This window comes from Streptomyces sp. 4N124 (genome assembly GCF_052245395.1).
Classification (GTDB): Bacteria; Actinomycetota; Actinomycetes; order Streptomycetales; family Streptomycetaceae; genus Streptomyces.
This window is the reverse complement of record NZ_JBQQBS010000027.1, coordinates 61,693-77,592: the sequence shown is the minus strand read 5'-3', so window position 1 is coordinate 77,592 and position 15,900 is coordinate 61,693. Positions and strand designations below refer to the sequence as shown.

Here is a 15,900-nt window from a genome sequence, read left to right as displayed (position 1 = left end):
GGCGTGTCAGTAACGGCCAGGGATCAGCGAGTAGAACGCTTCGATGTTGGACGCGGCCGAGCCGGTCCGACCGACGAAGCTGTCGCGCGGATTGAGCCTGAGCGTGCTTTGGTCGGCCCTGCGGATCGTCAAGTAGGCGTTACCGGTGTTCATACCGTTCGTCAGCCACACCTCGTAGCTGTCCTTCAGCGCGACCTGGTCCAGCGGATCGGCCCACAACAGACCCTTGTCCGTGATCGACCAATAGCCGCTCTTGATCAGGATGAGTCGATGGTTGGTCACACCGACCACCCGCCGGCCGAAGCCGCCCCCGGTGTAGGCGGAGAGCACGGCGCGTATCTCTTCACCGGGTTCGGCATAACGGGCCGCGATGCGGTGTTCGTCAGATGCCATAGTCGGGCTCCAGGTGACGGATAGGGCTGACGGAGAGCCTACGATGGCCGACTTCAACCGGCTGCTGACCTGGCGCGGAGGTTCGAAAACAGCCTTTCAGCTTGAGTTTTGACCCCGCCTTTGACAGTGGGAGAGGCCCGAAGCCGACACACGCGTCAAGCGGGCGAGGTAGACGTCCAGAGGCTGGACACGTCCTGGGAGGACATCCCGAAGGTTCCACCAGCGGATGTCCGCGATCTCCTCGTTGGCCAGAAAACCCCGGACAGTGGCAGTGCGGCCGGCGAACAAAGCCGCATACTCTGCCCGCTGATCGGGCGCCAGTACGAAGCCTGCGTAGCCGATGAACCTCAACGGCCCGTCTGGTTCCTGGGCGCTCTCCTCCAGCAGCTCTCGTGCGGCGGCCTGACGAGGGGATTCGCCTTCCTCTACACGCCCGCCCGGTAGTTCCCAGCTCTGGCGCCATCGGTCGAAAACCATAAGGACACGCTCGGCATGCCAAATGGCGACCATCGCTGTCGGCAGCGGCGCTTCACACGGTGGCGCTCCTTCGGCGCCGCGTGTGAACGAAACCAAGGCGTTGCCGCGATCGTCGGCTACGAGGGGTGGGGCTTTGGAGTGAGGCATCTCGCTATGATTCCCAGTCCATCGCCGGGAAGTCCGACTCGATCACGATGGGCAAACGCGGCGGGGCGGTGACGGAGTTTCGGAACACCGCTCCTACGGGAGGTCTCACCGCCCGTGCGCGGAGACTCCCGTGCCGGGTTGATCGAGCCTACGAGCAGACCCGTGACCTGCCGCCACCCGCCCCACACCAGTCTTCGCGTGCCCGGCAGAGGTTAACACTCAAGCTCAGCTTGCTTTTTAACGTCCGTTCAAGGCGCCGCCTGGGTTGATGCGTTCGGAAGTCACGCATGGTGACAGGGGTTGGCGCGATGCCTCGGCGTGGGCCTATCAGGCTTTGAGGCCAAGGTGGAGGGCCGGCTTGATGCGTAACCTATGGGTTACGCTTCAAGGGTGGATGAGCTGACCGAGGTGGCCGATGCCATCGCTGATCCGGTGCGCCGGGAGATTCTGGTCATGTTGCGCCACACCCCGCTGACGGCGGGCGAGATCGCTGCACCGTTCACCATCAGCCGGCCTGCGGTGAGTCGTCATCTGCGCGTGCTGCGCGAAAGCGGCCTGGTCCGGGACGAGCAGGTCGGACGCCACCGGCGCTACTCGCTCGTCCAGTCCCGGCTGGGCCACCTCGCCAGATGGCTCGCCCAGTTCGACGCTCAGCGGTCCGACTGGTCGCAGCGCTTGGCAGCGCTGGAGACCGAGGTCCACCGCACCCGGCGGGACCGGAGCCGGGCGGAGTCCACAAGCACTCCGCGCATCACGCACCACTCCCAGGAGGACACGGCATGACCCTTGAGCCCATCGGACGGCTCGTCCCTACGCCGACGGGATACGACCTGATCCTCACCCGCACCTACCGCGCCCGCGCCGACGACGTCTGGGCGAGTGTCACAGAGTCGGAGCGCACCGCCCGCTGGTTCGGCCCGTGGCGCGGCCAGCCGGCGCCCGGCCGCACCGTCGAGGTGCAGATGGTGTTCGAGGAGTCGGCGCCTTGGTGCCCGATGCGGATCGAAGCCTGCGAACCACCGCACCGGCTCGCCGTCTCGATGGAGGACGAGGCCGGCTCCTGGTCGATGGAGCTGCTACTTGCCGAGACCGGCGGCACCACTGAGCTCCGCCTGGTCCATCACCTTGCCTCCACCGAGCACCTCGGCGAGACCGGCCCGGGTTGGGAGTACTACCTGGACATGCTCACCGCAGCGCGCACAGGCGAGCCCCGGCCCGACTTCGAGGACTACTACCCCGCGCAGAAGGCATACTTCGAGTCCCTGGCCTGAGGCGTTGTCGGCCCCGGACTCCCGGCCAGGCCAACTGGCCCGACGGGACGATGAGTCTCGAACGCCGTCCGCACGTGATTTCTCGGAGTGGGATTCGCCGGATGTGAACACGGCCTTCGTCCGATTCTGTGCTCCGGCCAAAGGCACACATGACCAGTTCGAAGGCTGTTGGGGAATGACTCTCCCGCAGAGGCGGCAGTCCACGAGGCGCCCTGCTGAGGGGCCCAGCCCAGCGGTGTCACCCCGCCCGGCCCCGCGCCCCGTACATTAGCCGCCGCAGTACCGCCTCCACCGGCCCCCGGCGCCCCGCCCGCTCCAGGGCGTACGCCCCCGCCACAGTGGTCAGCCAGACGCCTACCGCGAAGAGCGCCATGGTCGCGCTGGTCAGGTGTTCGCCCAGCCCGAGGCCCCAGGCGGCCAGCACCGGGGCGAAGAGCAGCGAGTGCGCGAGGTAGCAGGACAGGGACCGCTTGCCGACCGCCGAGACCGCCGCCGCAGCTGCTGAACCCCGTCGGATCCTCCTGCTCGTCCACCAGTGCGCGAACAGGGCGACGGCGGCGACGTAGCCGAGTCCGGCGGCGTTGCCCGTGAGTTCCCGGAGCAGGTAGAGCGCTCCCGTTTCGCTCTGCGCGTCGTCCGGTACGTCGAGGGCCCCGACGTGGGCGAGCGCGGCGGGCAGTGCGCCGAGCCACCCGACCGTGATGCCGATGACGGCTGTGCGGCGCAGCAGGGTCCGATGGAGCCCGGGTTCCTCCAGGACACGGCGGCGTGCCGCCCAGAAACCGAGCAGGAAGATGACGTAGCCGCCGCCGACGAGCGTGAGCAGGCCTCCGGAGGTGACATACAGGCCGGTGGACACGCGGGTGCCGGCCGCGTCGAGCCAGCTCTTCTCCTCCGCGGCGTACGCCACGTAGCCCGCATCCGCGTCGGCGGCGTCCCCGAGGGACCCCAACTCTCCCTGGAACAGAGCCGATACGACCGGCTGCAGCGACACGAGGACCAGGTGGGCGGCACCGATCCAGATCCACCACTTCAGTGCGCGTTCGCTTCGACGCAGGAAGACGAGGCCCAGGACGAGGCTCAGCACTCCGTAGTAGCCGACGATGTCGCCCGCCATCAGCAGCGCGGAGTGCGTCAGGCCGATGACGATCAGCCAGAGACTGCGCCTGCGCAGGATCCGGACCGTGTCCCGCCCGGAGGTGCCTGCGGTCGTCTGCCGCAGATAGAGCTGCATCATCCCGTAGCCGAAGAGGAACGCGAAGAGCGGATAGATCCGCAGGTCCAGCACGGTGATCATGGTGAACTGCACCGCGTGGTCGAGCCACGAGCCGTCCACGGGCTGCCATCCCGAAGGTCCGCCCCGCGCCGCCCAGAGATGGAACGCCGTGTTGGAAAGGACGATGAGCAACAACATGAATCCGCGCGCGAGGTCGGGTGCGAGCGCCCGCTCCTCGGCCCGTACGCCCCCGCGCCGCACCGGCTTCTCTTTGCTCGCGATTGTCATGGACCCACGCTAAGAAGGCCCTGACACGCCCCGATATCGGTCGGTGGTCGCGCGGCGCCCGACCAAGGGATGATGCAGGGGCGGGGGCCGCGACCAAAGTTGCAACAACGGCCGGGGCCAATCCTGTGTTTCAGCTACTTGCCGACGCGGGAGACGTCCCGCGATCTGGCCGTAGCTGGTCGACGAGCGGCGTAAACACCCACCCGGTCCCGAACGGCTCCTCCGGCAGCGGCAACAGCAGCGGTCGCTCGACCTCGAAATACTCGTCGATCGTCCCCGCCTGGGCCCGGTTCCGCACCTACGGTTTGGTCAGACCGGCAGGCACCAAGCGGGTCCGTCGGGCTCCCCAAGCCAGACACGTTGCGTGCCGTCGGCCCCCACGGTCATGCCGAACTCGGACTGTGGAGGTGCTTCGGCAGCCTGCCAGATGGTGAGGGCGTCCTCCACGGCGTCCCACAGGTGCAGGGGGCCGTGCTGGTGCACCTGCCACCCGTTTCCGGCGGGTTCGGTCCATGCCTGTGAACCGGTGGCGGCGTCTACGAGGATCACGCCGTCGCCGGTGGTCATGAGTTCGGCGGAGGGCGCGGCGAGTTGGGCGAGGAACTGTCCGGTCCAGTCGTCGAGAAGGCCGGGGTCCAGGCGGGCGGGGCGGGTGTTGCCTGGGTGCTGGTAGTAGGTGGGGCGGGGCGGGCGTTCGTGGGGGCGGGCGAGCATGTAGCCGATCTGGTCCCCGGCGAAGTGGCCGGTGGCGGTGCCGTCGTCGTGGACGGTGAGGCGGATGAGGCCGGAGGCGAGCATCCACCCGCTGATGGTGGTGGTGATGGTCCCGCCGTCGCGTACCTGGTACAACCAGGCGGGAGGGATGTGCCGGACGGCGCAGGTCGCAACGATTGCGTCGTAGTCAGCGGCGTCCTTGTGCCCGGTCAGTCCGTCGCCGGTGATGAGCGTCGGAAAGTATCCGGCGGCGTGGATGTGGTCGGCTGCGGCGGCGGCAAGGTGCGGGTCGTATTCGATGGAGTACACGTTCTTGTCGCCGAGGCGGTGACAGAGGATGGCGGTGGAGTAGCCGGTGCCGGTGCCGATCTCCAGCACCTTGTCATCCTCGCGGATGCGCGCGAGGTCGAGCATGCGCACGATCAGTGAGGGCAGGGTGCTGGACGAGGTGGGGCGGCCGGCCAGCGGTCCGGGGGCGTCCGCGGCGGCGGTGCCGTCGATCTGGGTGACCCACGTGATGTCTTGGTAGACGAGGCGAAGCCATGCGTCGTCGCCGGTCGTATGGCGGTGTACGGGCTCCCACTGGGTGCCGGACGGGCGGAACACCGTGTCGTCGAGGAAGAGTTCGCGTGGGACCGCTTCGAGAGCATCACGCCATGCGGAGTCTTCGACAGGGATGGCTGCGGCGAGGGTGCGGCGGAGCTGGACCGGGTCGGCGGTCATGCGTGGCCTCCGTGCTGAAGCTGATCGGCGAGGGCGGCGGTGATCGGGGCCGTGATGTGGTCGGGGAACCACGCCCATTGGCCGTTGGGGTTGCACTCGTACCAGTGCCACCGGCCATGGGCGTCGAGGCCGAAGTCGAATGCGCCGAAGACCAGGCCGAAGGCGTCGAGGTAAGCGCGTACCCCTTTGGCGATCTCGGGCGGGACGGTGAGGGGGATGTAGGTGAGCTGGTCGTAGTGGCGTCGCCAGTCGACACCGGGCGAGCCATTGATCCGGACGGCGAACAGGTACTCGCCGACGACGGTGAGGCGGATGTCGGCGGTCTTGGCCACACGTTGCTGGAACAGGTGCACGGTGTGCCGTATCCGGTCGTCGATCTGGACGGGGGCGACGTCGTCGATCCACACCGTCAGCGCCCGGCCGTCACCGTCGGCGTAGTCGGTTTCCCGCAGCGCCTTGTAGAGGACCGGCCCGTGCTCGGCCGCGAACGCGCGGGCCTGGTCGGGGTCGTTGGTGATCAGGGTGGGAGGCACGGTCAGCCCGCAGCGGGCAGCCGTCGCCAACTGCGCCGGCTTGTACTCCGCATCCCGGTTGCGCCAGGGGTGATTCAGGTAGTGGGCGCCGGGGAGGGCGGCGAGGATGCCGCCGAGCCCAAAGCGGGCCTCCTGCACGGCCCAGCGGGCGGTCTGCTCGCTCATGGCGAGGTCGGCGGTGTAGGGGGTGGGCCGCCGCCAGTACACCGAGCGCACGCTGTCCAGGTCGAGACTGCGCGTCTCAGTGGTCAGGGTGCCGCCGGGCCCGTTGCTGTCGAACACCGCTGCCGCGGTGACCGTCGTGGGGAAGTCTCCGGGGTCCAGGCGTACCACGGGCACGCTGCGCCGGTTGAGTTCGGTGATCACCTCGTCGGCTGTTGCGTCGTCCAGGCGCGTGACGACGAGGACGGGCGGCCCACCCGCGGCCATCAGTCGGAGTCTCCCTGCTGGTCGCTGCCCTGGTCCGAGTTGCCGTCCATGCTGGTCTTCGTCGTTGTCTCCTTCGACGTCTGCGACCGCTTGTGCTTGTCCAGCGTCGGCACCAGAGTGCCGTCGGGGTCCACCCACGCGGCGGTCTGCGTCTGGGGGTCGATGACCGCGCGGGCCGCGGGCAGGACTTCAGCGGGAGGGAACGGCTTCATACGGCTGACGCCCCAGGGTGTGACCTGATCGTCCGGCGCTATGGCCTGCATGGGTCTCCTCGTCTCGGTCGCTCCTACGGTGGCACTCGCCGCCTGGTGCTGTCAGGCCGGCTAAAGGGGCCCGCCCCTGGCCGCGCGGCCGTCTTGCCGGGAAGTCCGCGCGTCTGGACGCCAGGGGCGAGGGCTCGGGGGTGCTCAGTGGCTGGCCGCGTCGATGAACACGGCGGTCAGGGCTTGGCGGTCCGGTACTCGGCCCAGGCCTGTGCCGCGTGCTGCATCGGCCTGGCCCAGTCGTCTGTGCTCTCGCCGGCGATCGAGTCCCACAGCCGGTGCTGGACGCGGGCGAGCGCGTCAAGGCCGGCGGGCGGGGCGTCCTGCCATGCCGGGTGCGCGGCGGCCTCGCTCTCGGCCTGGCCGGGAGTGTGGCCCTGGGCGATGAGCCACAGCAGCCACAAGGCGGGGTCGATCCAGGCCGCGCCGGTCGACGCCCACCCCCAGTCGACAAACAGGGCTCCGCGGTCCGTCATGAGGACGTTGTGCGGGTTCCACTCGGTGTGGAGCAGGCTGTTTCCGGTGAACCAGGACAGGTCTGCGGGGTCGTCGACGTAGGTCCTGAGCCGGTGCGGCATGGTCTTCAGTTCGACGTCCGGGGCGGGTACGTCGGCCAGCCTCCCCATGCTGGCCATGACCGCCGGCAGGTCGGGCGAGCCGGGCGTGAAGTCGGCGTGTCCGCCCGCGATGTGTTCGAAGCCGAGGAGACTCCACCCGTCCTCTTCCACATGCCAGTGGAGCTCAGGCGCGATGTCCCTCACGTACGGGCCGACATCCGCTTCCCGCTTCTGTGTCCAGACCCACGGGTGATCGAGCGGCAGACCCTTGACGAACAGCGTGCGATCCGCCGTGCGCACGCGAGCGGCGATGGCGCTGTTGCGACCCGCGGTCACGGTCTCGACGCCGGCAATGGGACCACTGGCCTTTTCGATCAGCCGCAGCACGGCGTCCAGCAGCTCGGTCAGACGCGGGATGGGCATCAAGCCTCCAAGAGGTGCCGGCCGGGGCCGTGCGTGCGGCACGGCCCCGGCACAGTGGGTCAGTTGTACGGGTTGTCGTCGCCGCAGCCTGGGACGGTGCCTGCGGTCAGCGCATCGACGTCCTCGACGAGAACGATCGCGTCGGGGTCTTCGACGACGGGCTCCGGCCTGCGTGTGAGTTCGATCATGACGGCGGTCATCTCTACCTCGTTCCGTGTTGGCAGTAGTGCTTCCGTGGTGCCTTCGCCTCCTGGAAGACCTTCGCCATCGGCCGGCACACCCGGCACGTGCCGGACAGCGTGCAGCCGCTGCATCCTCCGGTGCGAAGCATCAGGGACTGACGGCCGCCGTCGCCGCCTCCATCTGCGTCAACTTCTTCAACCACCACTGGCTCCCCGACGCCCGCTGGCCGCTGGCCGCCCTGCTCCTGGCCGTCACCGCCGGCACCTCGGTGCGCTACACGGTGCTCGGCGTACGCCGCCGCATGCCGCTCGCGCTGTCGTTCGTCCTGATCGGCTTCTTCCTCTGGATCGCGGAGAACCTCGCCACCTACCTGGGCGCCTGGCGTTACCCGTACCAACTCGGCGGCTGGCAGCCGGTGGGAGTGGAGAAGTTCGGTGCCTGGGCCCTGCTGATCAGTGTCACCTTCGTCCTGGCGGCCGTCGCCCGAACGCACCACATCGCCGATCACGACCGCATACGCTGACGAGCCCGTCCGGCTCGCTCGCAGCCGTCTGCCGGAAGGACGGTCGCTCGGCTGGGCCGAGCGGGGCCGTCGGGCGGGGTACCCGTCGTGCCGCTGCTCAGAACGACGACCGAATCGGATCGGACATCAGCTCCCTTCATCGCTTCACTGCCCTCTCTTGCTCAGTAAGCGGGGTTGCAGGCCTCGGTGTTCGCCAAGTCGCAGTCGCCAGCGTCGTCGTGCGTGCAAGCGCCCGCGCACGGCGGGATGCTGGCCTCTGCGGGAGGCGAATCCTGCACAACGCCGTCTTCCAGGTAGACGGTCTCGTCGATGGCAAGTGCCTGCAAAGCGAAAAGGACCCGCGGCCTTGCCAGAGTGGGCAAACGGTTAATGACGAGATCCGTGGGCAACACGCGCAGCTCTCCGCGCGGATCCCGATAGGTGAGCGCGGCAACGTCACTGCGAGACATAGAAGCGGTCGCGAGGACGTGCGTGATGACCTTCCGCCTACGCATCTGCTTCTGGTCCAGCACGACGTGCCGCAGAACAGGGATTCCGTGCCGGGCACCGCGCAGAACGTGCTGGGCTGCCTGCCACGGACGCTCTCCCGTGTGCACGGTGTCGACGGGTAACACGATGCTGCCCAGGGTCTCGGCCACCAGCAGGCAATCGACCCCGATCGGTACGAGGAGCTGTACGCCGATCAACGGCGGCCGCCAGTTCTCGTATGCGGCGCGACGGCATAGCGCAGGTATCGCAGCTGTGGCCGGCATCAGGCCGGGCCGTCCTGGACGGCGGCCACGATCTCGTCGAGATGGCGCGGCTGACTGGTGCTGGGGATGGGTGCGATGTGGGTGCCCTGTTCGAGGAGCCAGTGCAGCGGGGCGGCTGGTCCGTTCACGCGAGCCAAGTTGCCGGCGTCGAGCGGCCGGTAGGCGACGTACGGGATGCCGAGCTCGGCGCACAGCTCTACGGCGTCGTCGAAGCGGTCGGTGGTGTTGAAGACGTTCTGCACCGCGGCGACGGTCAGGTCCTTGCCCACCCGGCGGATCTGCTCGGGGGTGACCTTCGACAGGCCGATGTGCCCGATCTTTCCCTCGTCCTGCAGGGCTTGCAGGACGGCTATCTGGTCGTCGAGCGCCACCTGGGGGTCGATGCGGTGCAGGTAGCACAGCTCCAGCCGGTCGACCCGCAGGCGGCGCAGGCTGCCTTCGACGCAGGCCCGGAGGTAGAAGGGGTTACCGAGGGGCACCCACTGGCCCGGGGCGGGGCGGACCAGGCCGACCTTCGTGGCGATCAGTACGTGTTCCGGGTACGGGTAGAGCGCGTCCCGGATCAGGTGCTCGACCGTGTGGGGCCCGTAGGCGTCGGCGGTGTCGATGTGGCTGATGCCGTGGGTGTGCACGGCCTGGCGGAGGACGCTGCGCGCGGTGTCGCGGTCGTCGGGATCGTGCCAGGTGCCGGGGCCGGTCAGGCGCATGGTGCCGAACCCGAGCCGGGACACCGTCTTCTGGGCGATGGTGATGGTGCCTGCGGGAGGAGTCATACCAGCGTCTCCTTCAGGCACCGCCGAACGGCGACGTCGAGGGCGTGAGCGTGGCTGTCGGGGTCGCTGGTCACTCGCTGGTGGGGGATGCCGTCGTCGGTCAGGAGGCGGTGCGCGTGCTGGTCGACGAGCTTGCGGTAGCGGGGGTCGTAGTCGTGGCTGGTGTCGACGGGCACTTCCTCGTCGAGCACGGTCGCGAACAGCAGGTCATACTTCGGCAGTTGCGTGGCGGCGAGCGCCAGCAGGCGTTCGCGCTCAAGGCGGGGTGCGGTCTCCCCGCGGTACTCCAGTGCGGCGTGCCAGTAGGCGAGGGCATCGTAGGAGGCGCGGTCGGCGAGGACGATTTCCGCGCCCGCGGCGCGTGCGGCGATTTCGTCGGCGGCGCCCTGCGTGATGATCCACTCGGTGGACTGCGCGGTGTGGTGCTGCATCTTGGGCAGGCCGGCGTCCGCAGCGCGCTTGCCGAGCCGACCGGTGCGGGCCACGGTCAGGCCGTGGCCGCGCAGCTCCATCTCGATGCGCTTGAGGAGTGTCGTCTTGCCGGTGGAATGCGTGCCGAGCACGCCGATCCGGATGGGCTGGGAAGAGGTCACCACAGAGTCGGGTCCTTTTCTGGTTCAGGGGCACCGGGCAGGCCGGGCGGCACAGCCGTGGCGACCAGCTGGTCCCAGGTCTCGTATCGGGAGGCCATGGCGATGAGGAGCTGCGCCGTGGCGAAGGCGTCGAACGTGGCCCTGTGCCGCCCGGGCGCGGGGGCCTGGCTCAGGTCCGGCTCCACGTGCTTGATGAGGGCGTCCAGGCTGTACTTGCTCAGGTTGGGGAAGGTGGCCTTGGCGAGCCGGAGGGTGTCCAGCACGCCGGCGGGCGCCCAGTTCGGCAGGTGTGCGCTCAGCACGCGGTAGTCGGTGTGTGCGTTGTGCGCGCAGATCCACGCCGTGCTCATGAAGGCGTGCACCTGGCCCGAGATTTCTGCCCAGGCCGGCTGGTCGGCCAAGTCGTCGTTGGACAGGCCGTGTACCCGGGTCGCGAAGGAGGTGACGGGGCGGTTGGGGCGGGTCAGCCACGCCTTCGCGGTGGTCTTGTCGGGGCGGCCGTCCCGGATGGGCAGGGCGGCCACTTCGACAAGGTCGGGCGGGGTGGTGCCGTTGCCTTCGACGTCGACGACGAGCAGTTCGGGCCAGCTGCTGAAGATCATGGGGTGTCGGGTCCGTTCTCCGCCTCCCAGCCGATGGGGGCCCGGCCGTGCTGGCGGTAGTGGTGGGGCTTGTCGCGGTCGTGGCACTGGTAGCCGAACCCGTGCTGCAGGAAGTAGCGGGGCGGCTCGTCCAGTCCCTCGACGACGATGGCACGGTCGTTGACCTCAACCTCACCGACCGCCCCCAGGGCTCGCGCCTCACGCTCGACGACCGCCACGTCCGGTTTGACCCACGCCTTTTTGCACCGGGCGATCTGCTCGGGCGGGCAGATGTCACACAGTTCCCGCACCCCGTAGTGGCCGTTGTAGTCGGCCTCTTTGTGCGCGTACGCGACTGCACAGCTCGTCTTGCGGAACAGGGTTCCCCACGGCAGGCCGCCGGGCAGCCGGCTCGCGTCGAAGGCGTCCAGGATGCGCCGTTCCGCCTGCTCCGGCATGATCTTCCGACGGGCCGTGTCCTCGTATGGCACCGGTAGGCCGTGCGCCTCGTAGTAGGCGGCGATCTCTTCCCGGAAGAACAGGCCCGTGAACACTGTGGCGTGTGCGTGCAGGGACAGCTCGCGGGCCTGCTCGATGTGCTCGTCGGAGTCGTTGAGGCCGGGGACGATCGGCCGCCAGTAGTGGACGGTCCGGTACCGCTCGGCGTGCTCGTACAGCATGCGCAGGCTGTCGGCGGCGATGGCCGAGTTCACCGGCTCGATGGCCGGGTCGTCGATGCCGGAGTGCGTGACCAGGATCGTCAGCCGCAGGTTCTTGAAGGAGTTGAGGACGGCGCAGTCTTCGGCGCTCACCCGCCACCGGGTGATGACCAGGACGTGGTTGGTCAGGCCGCGGTTGTCGAGTTGCTGTAGCACAGAGAACAGGTGCGGCTTCACCACGGGCAGCAGCGGGTCTGTGGCCCGATTGAACAGTTGGATCGGCGTCGTGTGCGGCCGGAAGTACGGGTGCTCGATGAGGGCGGCGACGGCGTCCTCATCGCTCATCAGGCGCTTCGGTGTCTTCATGCCGAAGTTGTCGAACAGGTGGCGTACGCAGTAGCCGCACTCCAGTGGGCAGCCGACGATGTGGTTCAGGGACAGGCCGGACTTGCGGTACTCGATAACGTCAGCGAGTTCGGGTTTTAGGGCGCCGATCTGCGCGGGCGTCAGCAGCGGCAGGCGGCGAGTTGCGGCAGGAGCAGTCAAGGCAGTCTCCAGAGGCCGGGGACGGTCAGCGGTTGGCGGGCGCGGGCTGGTGCGGCACGTGGGACGGCGAGGTGAGCAGAACGCGGCGGCCGGCGCCGTACCAGGTGCCGAAGTCGCGGCGGGCGGCGTCCGCGTCGTCCGAGGTGTGTACGAGGTTGTGCACGAGGCGCTGTTCGGCGAGCGCGTCCTTGAGGCTGTCGTCGCCGAGGTCGCCGCGGATCGTGCCCGGTGCTGCCTGGGTGGGGTCGAAGTAGCCGAGGAGGTGGCGAAGTCGGTCGTGCAGGCCCGGCTCGCCGTGGGCGAGCGCGACCGTGACGGGACGGCCCGCATACGTGGCGTCGAGGCAGGCCGGGACGTCGCGGTCGGGGAAGGAGTCGGCGTCGACGAGGAGGTCCCAGTAGTGGACGTGGGCCTGCCAAGCCTGTGCGGTGAGCTCGAGGCGGTCCGACACCATCGCGCCGGCAGCGGCGATCCGGTTGAGGACTTCGTCGACCAAGCCCCGTTCCACGCAGTCCGGCTTGCACAGGATGACGACGGAACGGTGGAAGTCGAGGGCGTGGGCGCCGTGGTGCGTGGTGCGGTACCAGGTGCCGAAGTCGCGGCGGGCGGCCTCCGCGTCGTCGGAGGTGTGCACGAGGTTGCGCACGAGCCGCCTCTCGGCGCGTGCCGCGGCGAGGCTGTCATCGGCGAGGTCGCCGCGGATCGTGCCCAGCGGGGACCGAGTGGGGTCGGTGTGTCCCAGGAGGTGACGCAGACGGCGGTGGACGCCCGGCTCGCCGTGGGCGAGCGCGACCGTGACGGGACGGCCCGCATACGTGGCGTCGAGGCAGGCCGGGATGTCGAGAGCGGGCATCCGTGTGTCGGCGAGCATGTCGCGGTAGGCGACGTGGGCCTGCCACGGCTGCGCGACCATGTCCCTACGGCCGGAGACCGTGACGCCGGTGGCGGCGATCCGGTCCAAGACCTCGTCGACCAGGCCGCGTTCCACACAGTCCGGTTTGCACAGGATGACGGCTCGTCGGCTGAAGTCGACGCCGGGGATCACTTCGCCGCGGTTCATCGCTCGCTTCCCGCCGACTCGGAGCAGGCCGGCCACTTGCGCGCCAGGAGCCATCGCAGGCCCCGCTCCAACGCGTCGAGAACACCGGGGTCGACCTGTGCGGTCCTGTCGTGCTGGAGCTGCCGGTAGGCCTCGAACAGAAGCAGGGGCTGCTGCCAGTACGGATCCAGGTCCGTCGCCTTGATCTCCTCGGCCGTGTACTGGACCGCATTGGTGCGTAGAGCTTCCTCGTGTTCGAGGACCCGCGCCACCGTGGCTGCGGTGGTGTCCGTCGGCATGGCCGGGAAGGGGAAGGTGTGCGGTGCGGAGCGGTTGGCGGCCTCGTTCAGCACCCGCTTGACGCGTTCGGTGTTGCGGTCGCAGACGTGGGCCGAGCCGATGAAGTGGGTGTACGTGCCCACCTCAAGGCCGAGTTGGATGGCGGCGTACTCCTGGATCATCGTGAAGCTGAACACGTCGGAGAGCAGCCCGCAGTCCAGGTCGTTGGCCCGCATGCTGCATACCATGTGCAGGCGTCCACTGCGCGCGAGCAGGTGCAGCCCCGCCAGACACGCCATGTCCGGGTTGTCACTGATGGCCAGTTCATGGGACGAGAAGACGGGGAGGTAGCCGCGTTTGCTGTCGGTCTCCGAGCGCAGCAGTTCGATGACGCGGTCGAAGGGTGCGACGGTGTCCCCCTCGGCCGGGGTGAACAGGGTGTAGCCGTAGGCGGAGCCGCCGAGGTGGATGCCGTCGGGAGAGCTGAAGCGCATGGACGGCGCGTAGTAGCCGATCATCTCCAGGTCCCGGCGCCCGGCCAGGTACCAGAGCGCTTCGGCGAAATGGAAGATCGGATTGGCCTTCCGCTGCGCGAGGTAGGGCAGCCGCTGACGCGGATCGGGCAGGCGGAAGAGGGCGCCGATCACCTCTTGGGCGTCGTTGCCGCGCGCGGTGAGGCGGTGCTCGTGCCGGTCGGTCGCTAACTCCAGAAGTGCCAGGTAGGCACCTTCGACGCTGCGGAAGGTGGGGGCAATGAGCATGAACTCTCCAAGCCGTGAGGATGCCTTTGAGGTGCCGTAACGAGGGGATCCCGTGCGGTCACTTGCGCCGGGGTTGTGCGCCGCCTGGCAGCCGGGCCCGAAGCAACCGGCCGCCAGGCGGGGTCTAGGACGCGAGCGCGATCTCCCGCGTCAGCTCATCGAGGTCGACGAGCCGGAAAGAGCCCAGCCGTCGGGCCAGTTGGGAGGCCAGGAAGGTGGGGAGGTTGCTGTCCCCGTACGGCAGCGGGGCCTCAGGCCGCGCCACCACCTGCACGCCGTCCGCGCCGTAGCCGTACAAGGTGCCGTGCACCCCGTACAGGGGCGCACTCTGCGCCAGGTAGACCACAGGCCGGCCGTCGAGGTACGGGCATAGCCGGGCCGCGGGGACGATGTGCTTGCGGCACAGGGGCGGCTGCGCGGTGATGACCGATGCCTCGTCGGCCCGGTGGTCATCGGGCCCCGCCAGGAAGACGAAGCCCAGCGGCGTTCGCGCGGGCCTCACGCATACCTGGCAGAACAGGCCCTGCATCGTCTCCCGCTGCCGCGCGGGATGCATGAGCCTCCACCGGGGTTTGCCCGTCGGCATGTTGTCTGTGTCCCTGCGGTTCTGCGAGCACCGCGCCCACAGCACACCCCGCACGTCGCGATCGTCAGGTTCCTCATACACGTAGCGCAGTCGAGGCCGGTTGTTGGGCCACTCACGGATGATCCGCAGCGTGTCCGGGGCGCCTTCTTCCCCTTCTCTGAGGGTGACGTAGGGCACCAGGCCCGGCTCAGTCGAGGTACGCACGCGGGGCCTGTTCCCTCTGGTCTTTGTGGTGGCGGTGTCGGGCTTCATGCCGCCTCTTTGAGGCATTGGTTCTCCACTAATCGCTCAAGGAGTTCGTTGACGTTCCAGGCCATGCGGCGGACGTGACCAACGGCCTGCCGGTGGCCCCCGGGCAGTTCCTCGGAACGGACGGTGCGCGCGCTCTCGACGAGGTCGGCGACCTGGTTGTCCTGCTGGTCCACCCTCGATGTGACCGCGAGCTTCGCGAGCCGCATGAGGTGGCCACGGAGCCGAAGCGCGATGCCCTCGACTTCTTCCTCGCTGGGCGTGTAGTCATCGAGTACGACCGCGAGGTCTTCAAGCAGGGACCCGTCTACGTACGGCTGCCACCTCTGGATCTTCTGGAGGACCCAACGGAGCCGGTCCGGGTCAAGCGGCTGATCCGCTGGCCTCACAGAGTGGTCCCAGCGCGTGACGGTGGCCGGGGCCGTCACGGTCCCTCCTTCGTCGGGAGGTTGAGGCGGCACCAAGTGGTCGCGCCGTCATCGCTGGTCCCCCAGTCCCCACCGTTCTCCTGCACCAGGCTCTTGACGAGCGCGAGTCCCCGCCCTGACTCGGCGTTGTCGTCCGCCGCCTGAAGCTCGGTGCAGCCCGGCATGCCGTCGCCGACGGCGATGCGCAGGGATTCGTCCTCGATGGTGATGTTCAGGCTGATCTGCGTAGTTCCGCTGTGCAGGAGCGCGTTCGTGAGCAGCTCCGAGACGATCAGCATCACGTCGCCGTGCATCGCCTCAAGGCCGCAGTGCCTGAGTCGGGTGGCCGCGATCCGCCGCATGATTCCTACGCGGCATGCGTCCTCTGTACGGGGCGGATCGTCGCCATGGCGGGGGGTGACACGGAAGCGCTCGTTCAGCACGTCGCCGCCGCGGTGGGGGGCCGTGCGAAGCGCGCGTACGGCTGTCGTCGTCATCACGTCCTCTGGGGGGAGCGTGGGGCCGGCCGGACAGC

The 15,900-nt window shown here is 68.7% G+C and carries 20 protein-coding genes and 2 pseudogenes; 3 read left to right on the top strand and 19 right to left on the bottom strand.

Annotation, left to right across the window (positions count from 1 at the left end; translation table 11 throughout):
* Positions 1-6: 6 nt before the first annotated feature.
* Positions 7-393 (bottom strand): hypothetical protein, encoded by a 387-nt coding sequence (locus tag ACTWQO_RS26110; RefSeq protein WP_443239789.1) that lies wholly within the window; start codon positions 391-393, stop codon positions 7-9.
* A 96-nt stretch (positions 394-489) separates the two neighbouring features.
* The gene (locus ACTWQO_RS26105) at positions 490-903 is read right to left on the bottom strand and encodes an NUDIX hydrolase (protein WP_443239825.1); all 414 of its coding nucleotides are present in this window, start codon (positions 901-903) and stop codon (positions 490-492) included.
* A gap of 504 nt (positions 904-1,407) precedes the next feature.
* Here ACTWQO_RS26105 and ACTWQO_RS26100 point away from each other — a divergent pair.
* Both ACTWQO_RS26100 and ACTWQO_RS26095 read left to right on the top strand, forming a co-directional pair.
* Complete coding sequence (locus ACTWQO_RS26100; protein ID WP_443239788.1) at positions 1,408-1,800, top strand: metalloregulator ArsR/SmtB family transcription factor; 393 nt, start codon at positions 1,408-1,410, stop codon at positions 1,798-1,800.
* Positions 1,797-2,288, top strand: coding sequence for an SRPBCC family protein (locus ACTWQO_RS26095; protein WP_443239787.1), 492 nt, complete (start codon positions 1,797-1,799; stop codon positions 2,286-2,288). The genes ACTWQO_RS26100 and ACTWQO_RS26095 overlap by 4 nt, the downstream gene beginning before the upstream one ends.
* 238 nt (positions 2,289-2,526) lie before the next feature.
* Here the strand turns inward: ACTWQO_RS26095 and ACTWQO_RS26090 are convergent, their stop codons facing one another.
* From ACTWQO_RS26090 to ACTWQO_RS26060, 7 genes and pseudogenes are all read right to left on the bottom strand, one after another.
* Entirely contained in the window at positions 2,527-3,792 is a 1,266-nt protein-coding gene (locus ACTWQO_RS26090) for a DUF418 domain-containing protein (RefSeq protein WP_443239786.1), read from the bottom strand.
* 309 nt (positions 3,793-4,101) lie between these two features.
* Positions 4,102-5,229, bottom strand: a complete 1,128-nt coding sequence (tgmC, locus tag ACTWQO_RS26085) for an ATP-grasp peptide maturase system methyltransferase (RefSeq protein WP_443239785.1) — start codon at positions 5,227-5,229, stop codon at positions 4,102-4,104.
* Positions 5,226-6,191: an ATP-grasp ribosomal peptide maturase gene (gene tgmB / locus ACTWQO_RS26080; RefSeq protein WP_443239784.1), complete on the bottom strand. Its 966-nt coding sequence runs from the start codon at positions 6,189-6,191 to the stop codon at positions 5,226-5,228. The genes tgmC and tgmB overlap by 4 nt, the downstream gene beginning before the upstream one ends.
* Entirely contained in the window at positions 6,191-6,454 is a 264-nt protein-coding gene (gene tgmA / locus ACTWQO_RS26075; protein WP_443239783.1) for a putative ATP-grasp-modified RiPP, read from the bottom strand. Before tgmA ends, tgmB begins: the two co-directional genes overlap by 1 nt.
* A gap of 176 nt (positions 6,455-6,630) precedes the next feature.
* A complete protein-coding gene (locus tag ACTWQO_RS26070; RefSeq protein ID WP_443239782.1) occupies positions 6,631-7,434 on the bottom strand; it encodes an aminoglycoside phosphotransferase in 804 nt (267 codons plus the stop codon).
* A gap of 59 nt (positions 7,435-7,493) precedes the next feature.
* Entirely contained in the window at positions 7,494-7,634 is a 141-nt protein-coding gene (locus ACTWQO_RS26065) for a hypothetical protein (protein ID WP_443239781.1), read from the bottom strand.
* Between the two features lie 2 nt (positions 7,635-7,636).
* A pseudogene (locus tag ACTWQO_RS26060) lies at positions 7,637-7,768 on the bottom strand (radical SAM protein); the annotation flags it as partial.
* A gap of 6 nt (positions 7,769-7,774) precedes the next feature.
* Between ACTWQO_RS26060 and ACTWQO_RS26055 the strand changes: the two are divergent.
* Positions 7,775-8,140, top strand: a pseudogene (locus ACTWQO_RS26055) (DUF817 family protein); the annotation flags it as partial.
* Positions 8,141-8,301: 161 nt separating this feature from the next.
* Here the strand turns inward: ACTWQO_RS26055 and ACTWQO_RS26050 are convergent.
* The 10 genes from ACTWQO_RS26050 to ACTWQO_RS26005 all read right to left on the bottom strand — a co-directional run bounded on the left by ACTWQO_RS26050 (position 8,302) and on the right by ACTWQO_RS26005 (position 15,862).
* Positions 8,302-8,892: a hypothetical protein gene (locus tag ACTWQO_RS26050; protein WP_443239780.1), complete on the bottom strand. Its 591-nt coding sequence runs from the start codon at positions 8,890-8,892 to the stop codon at positions 8,302-8,304.
* Positions 8,892-9,665: an aldo/keto reductase gene (locus ACTWQO_RS26045; protein WP_443239779.1), complete on the bottom strand. Its 774-nt coding sequence runs from the start codon at positions 9,663-9,665 to the stop codon at positions 8,892-8,894. Before ACTWQO_RS26045 ends, ACTWQO_RS26050 begins: the two co-directional genes overlap by 1 nt.
* Positions 9,662-10,258, bottom strand: a complete 597-nt coding sequence (locus ACTWQO_RS26040) for an AAA family ATPase (RefSeq protein WP_443239778.1) — start codon at positions 10,256-10,258, stop codon at positions 9,662-9,664. The genes ACTWQO_RS26045 and ACTWQO_RS26040 overlap by 4 nt, the downstream gene beginning before the upstream one ends.
* The gene (locus ACTWQO_RS26035) at positions 10,255-10,860 is read right to left on the bottom strand and encodes a 3'-5' exonuclease (RefSeq protein ID WP_443239777.1); all 606 of its coding nucleotides are present in this window, start codon (positions 10,858-10,860) and stop codon (positions 10,255-10,257) included. The genes ACTWQO_RS26040 and ACTWQO_RS26035 overlap by 4 nt, the downstream gene beginning before the upstream one ends.
* Entirely contained in the window at positions 10,857-12,044 is a 1,188-nt protein-coding gene (locus tag ACTWQO_RS26030) for a radical SAM protein (protein WP_443239776.1), read from the bottom strand. The genes ACTWQO_RS26035 and ACTWQO_RS26030 overlap by 4 nt, the downstream gene beginning before the upstream one ends.
* Positions 12,045-12,069: 25 nt before the next feature.
* Positions 12,070-13,104, bottom strand: coding sequence for a nucleoside-diphosphate kinase (locus tag ACTWQO_RS26025; RefSeq protein ID WP_443239775.1), 1,035 nt, complete (start codon positions 13,102-13,104; stop codon positions 12,070-12,072).
* On the bottom strand, positions 13,101-14,123 hold the full coding sequence (locus tag ACTWQO_RS26020) for a thymidylate synthase (RefSeq protein WP_443239774.1): 1,023 nt from the start codon (positions 14,121-14,123) through the stop codon (positions 13,101-13,103). The genes ACTWQO_RS26025 and ACTWQO_RS26020 overlap by 4 nt, the downstream gene beginning before the upstream one ends.
* Positions 14,124-14,247: 124 nt before the next feature.
* The gene (locus tag ACTWQO_RS26015; RefSeq protein WP_443239773.1) at positions 14,248-14,913 is read right to left on the bottom strand and encodes a hypothetical protein; all 666 of its coding nucleotides are present in this window, start codon (positions 14,911-14,913) and stop codon (positions 14,248-14,250) included.
* A 44-nt stretch (positions 14,914-14,957) separates the two neighbouring features.
* Positions 14,958-15,386 carry a DUF6415 family natural product biosynthesis protein gene (locus ACTWQO_RS26010; RefSeq protein WP_443239772.1) on the bottom strand — a complete coding sequence of 143 codons (429 nt, stop codon included), beginning with the start codon at positions 15,384-15,386 and terminating at the stop codon, positions 14,958-14,960.
* Positions 15,383-15,862, bottom strand: a complete 480-nt coding sequence (locus tag ACTWQO_RS26005; RefSeq protein WP_443239771.1) for an ATP-binding protein — start codon at positions 15,860-15,862, stop codon at positions 15,383-15,385. Before ACTWQO_RS26005 ends, ACTWQO_RS26010 begins: the two co-directional genes overlap by 4 nt.
* Positions 15,863-15,900 lie beyond the last annotated feature (38 nt).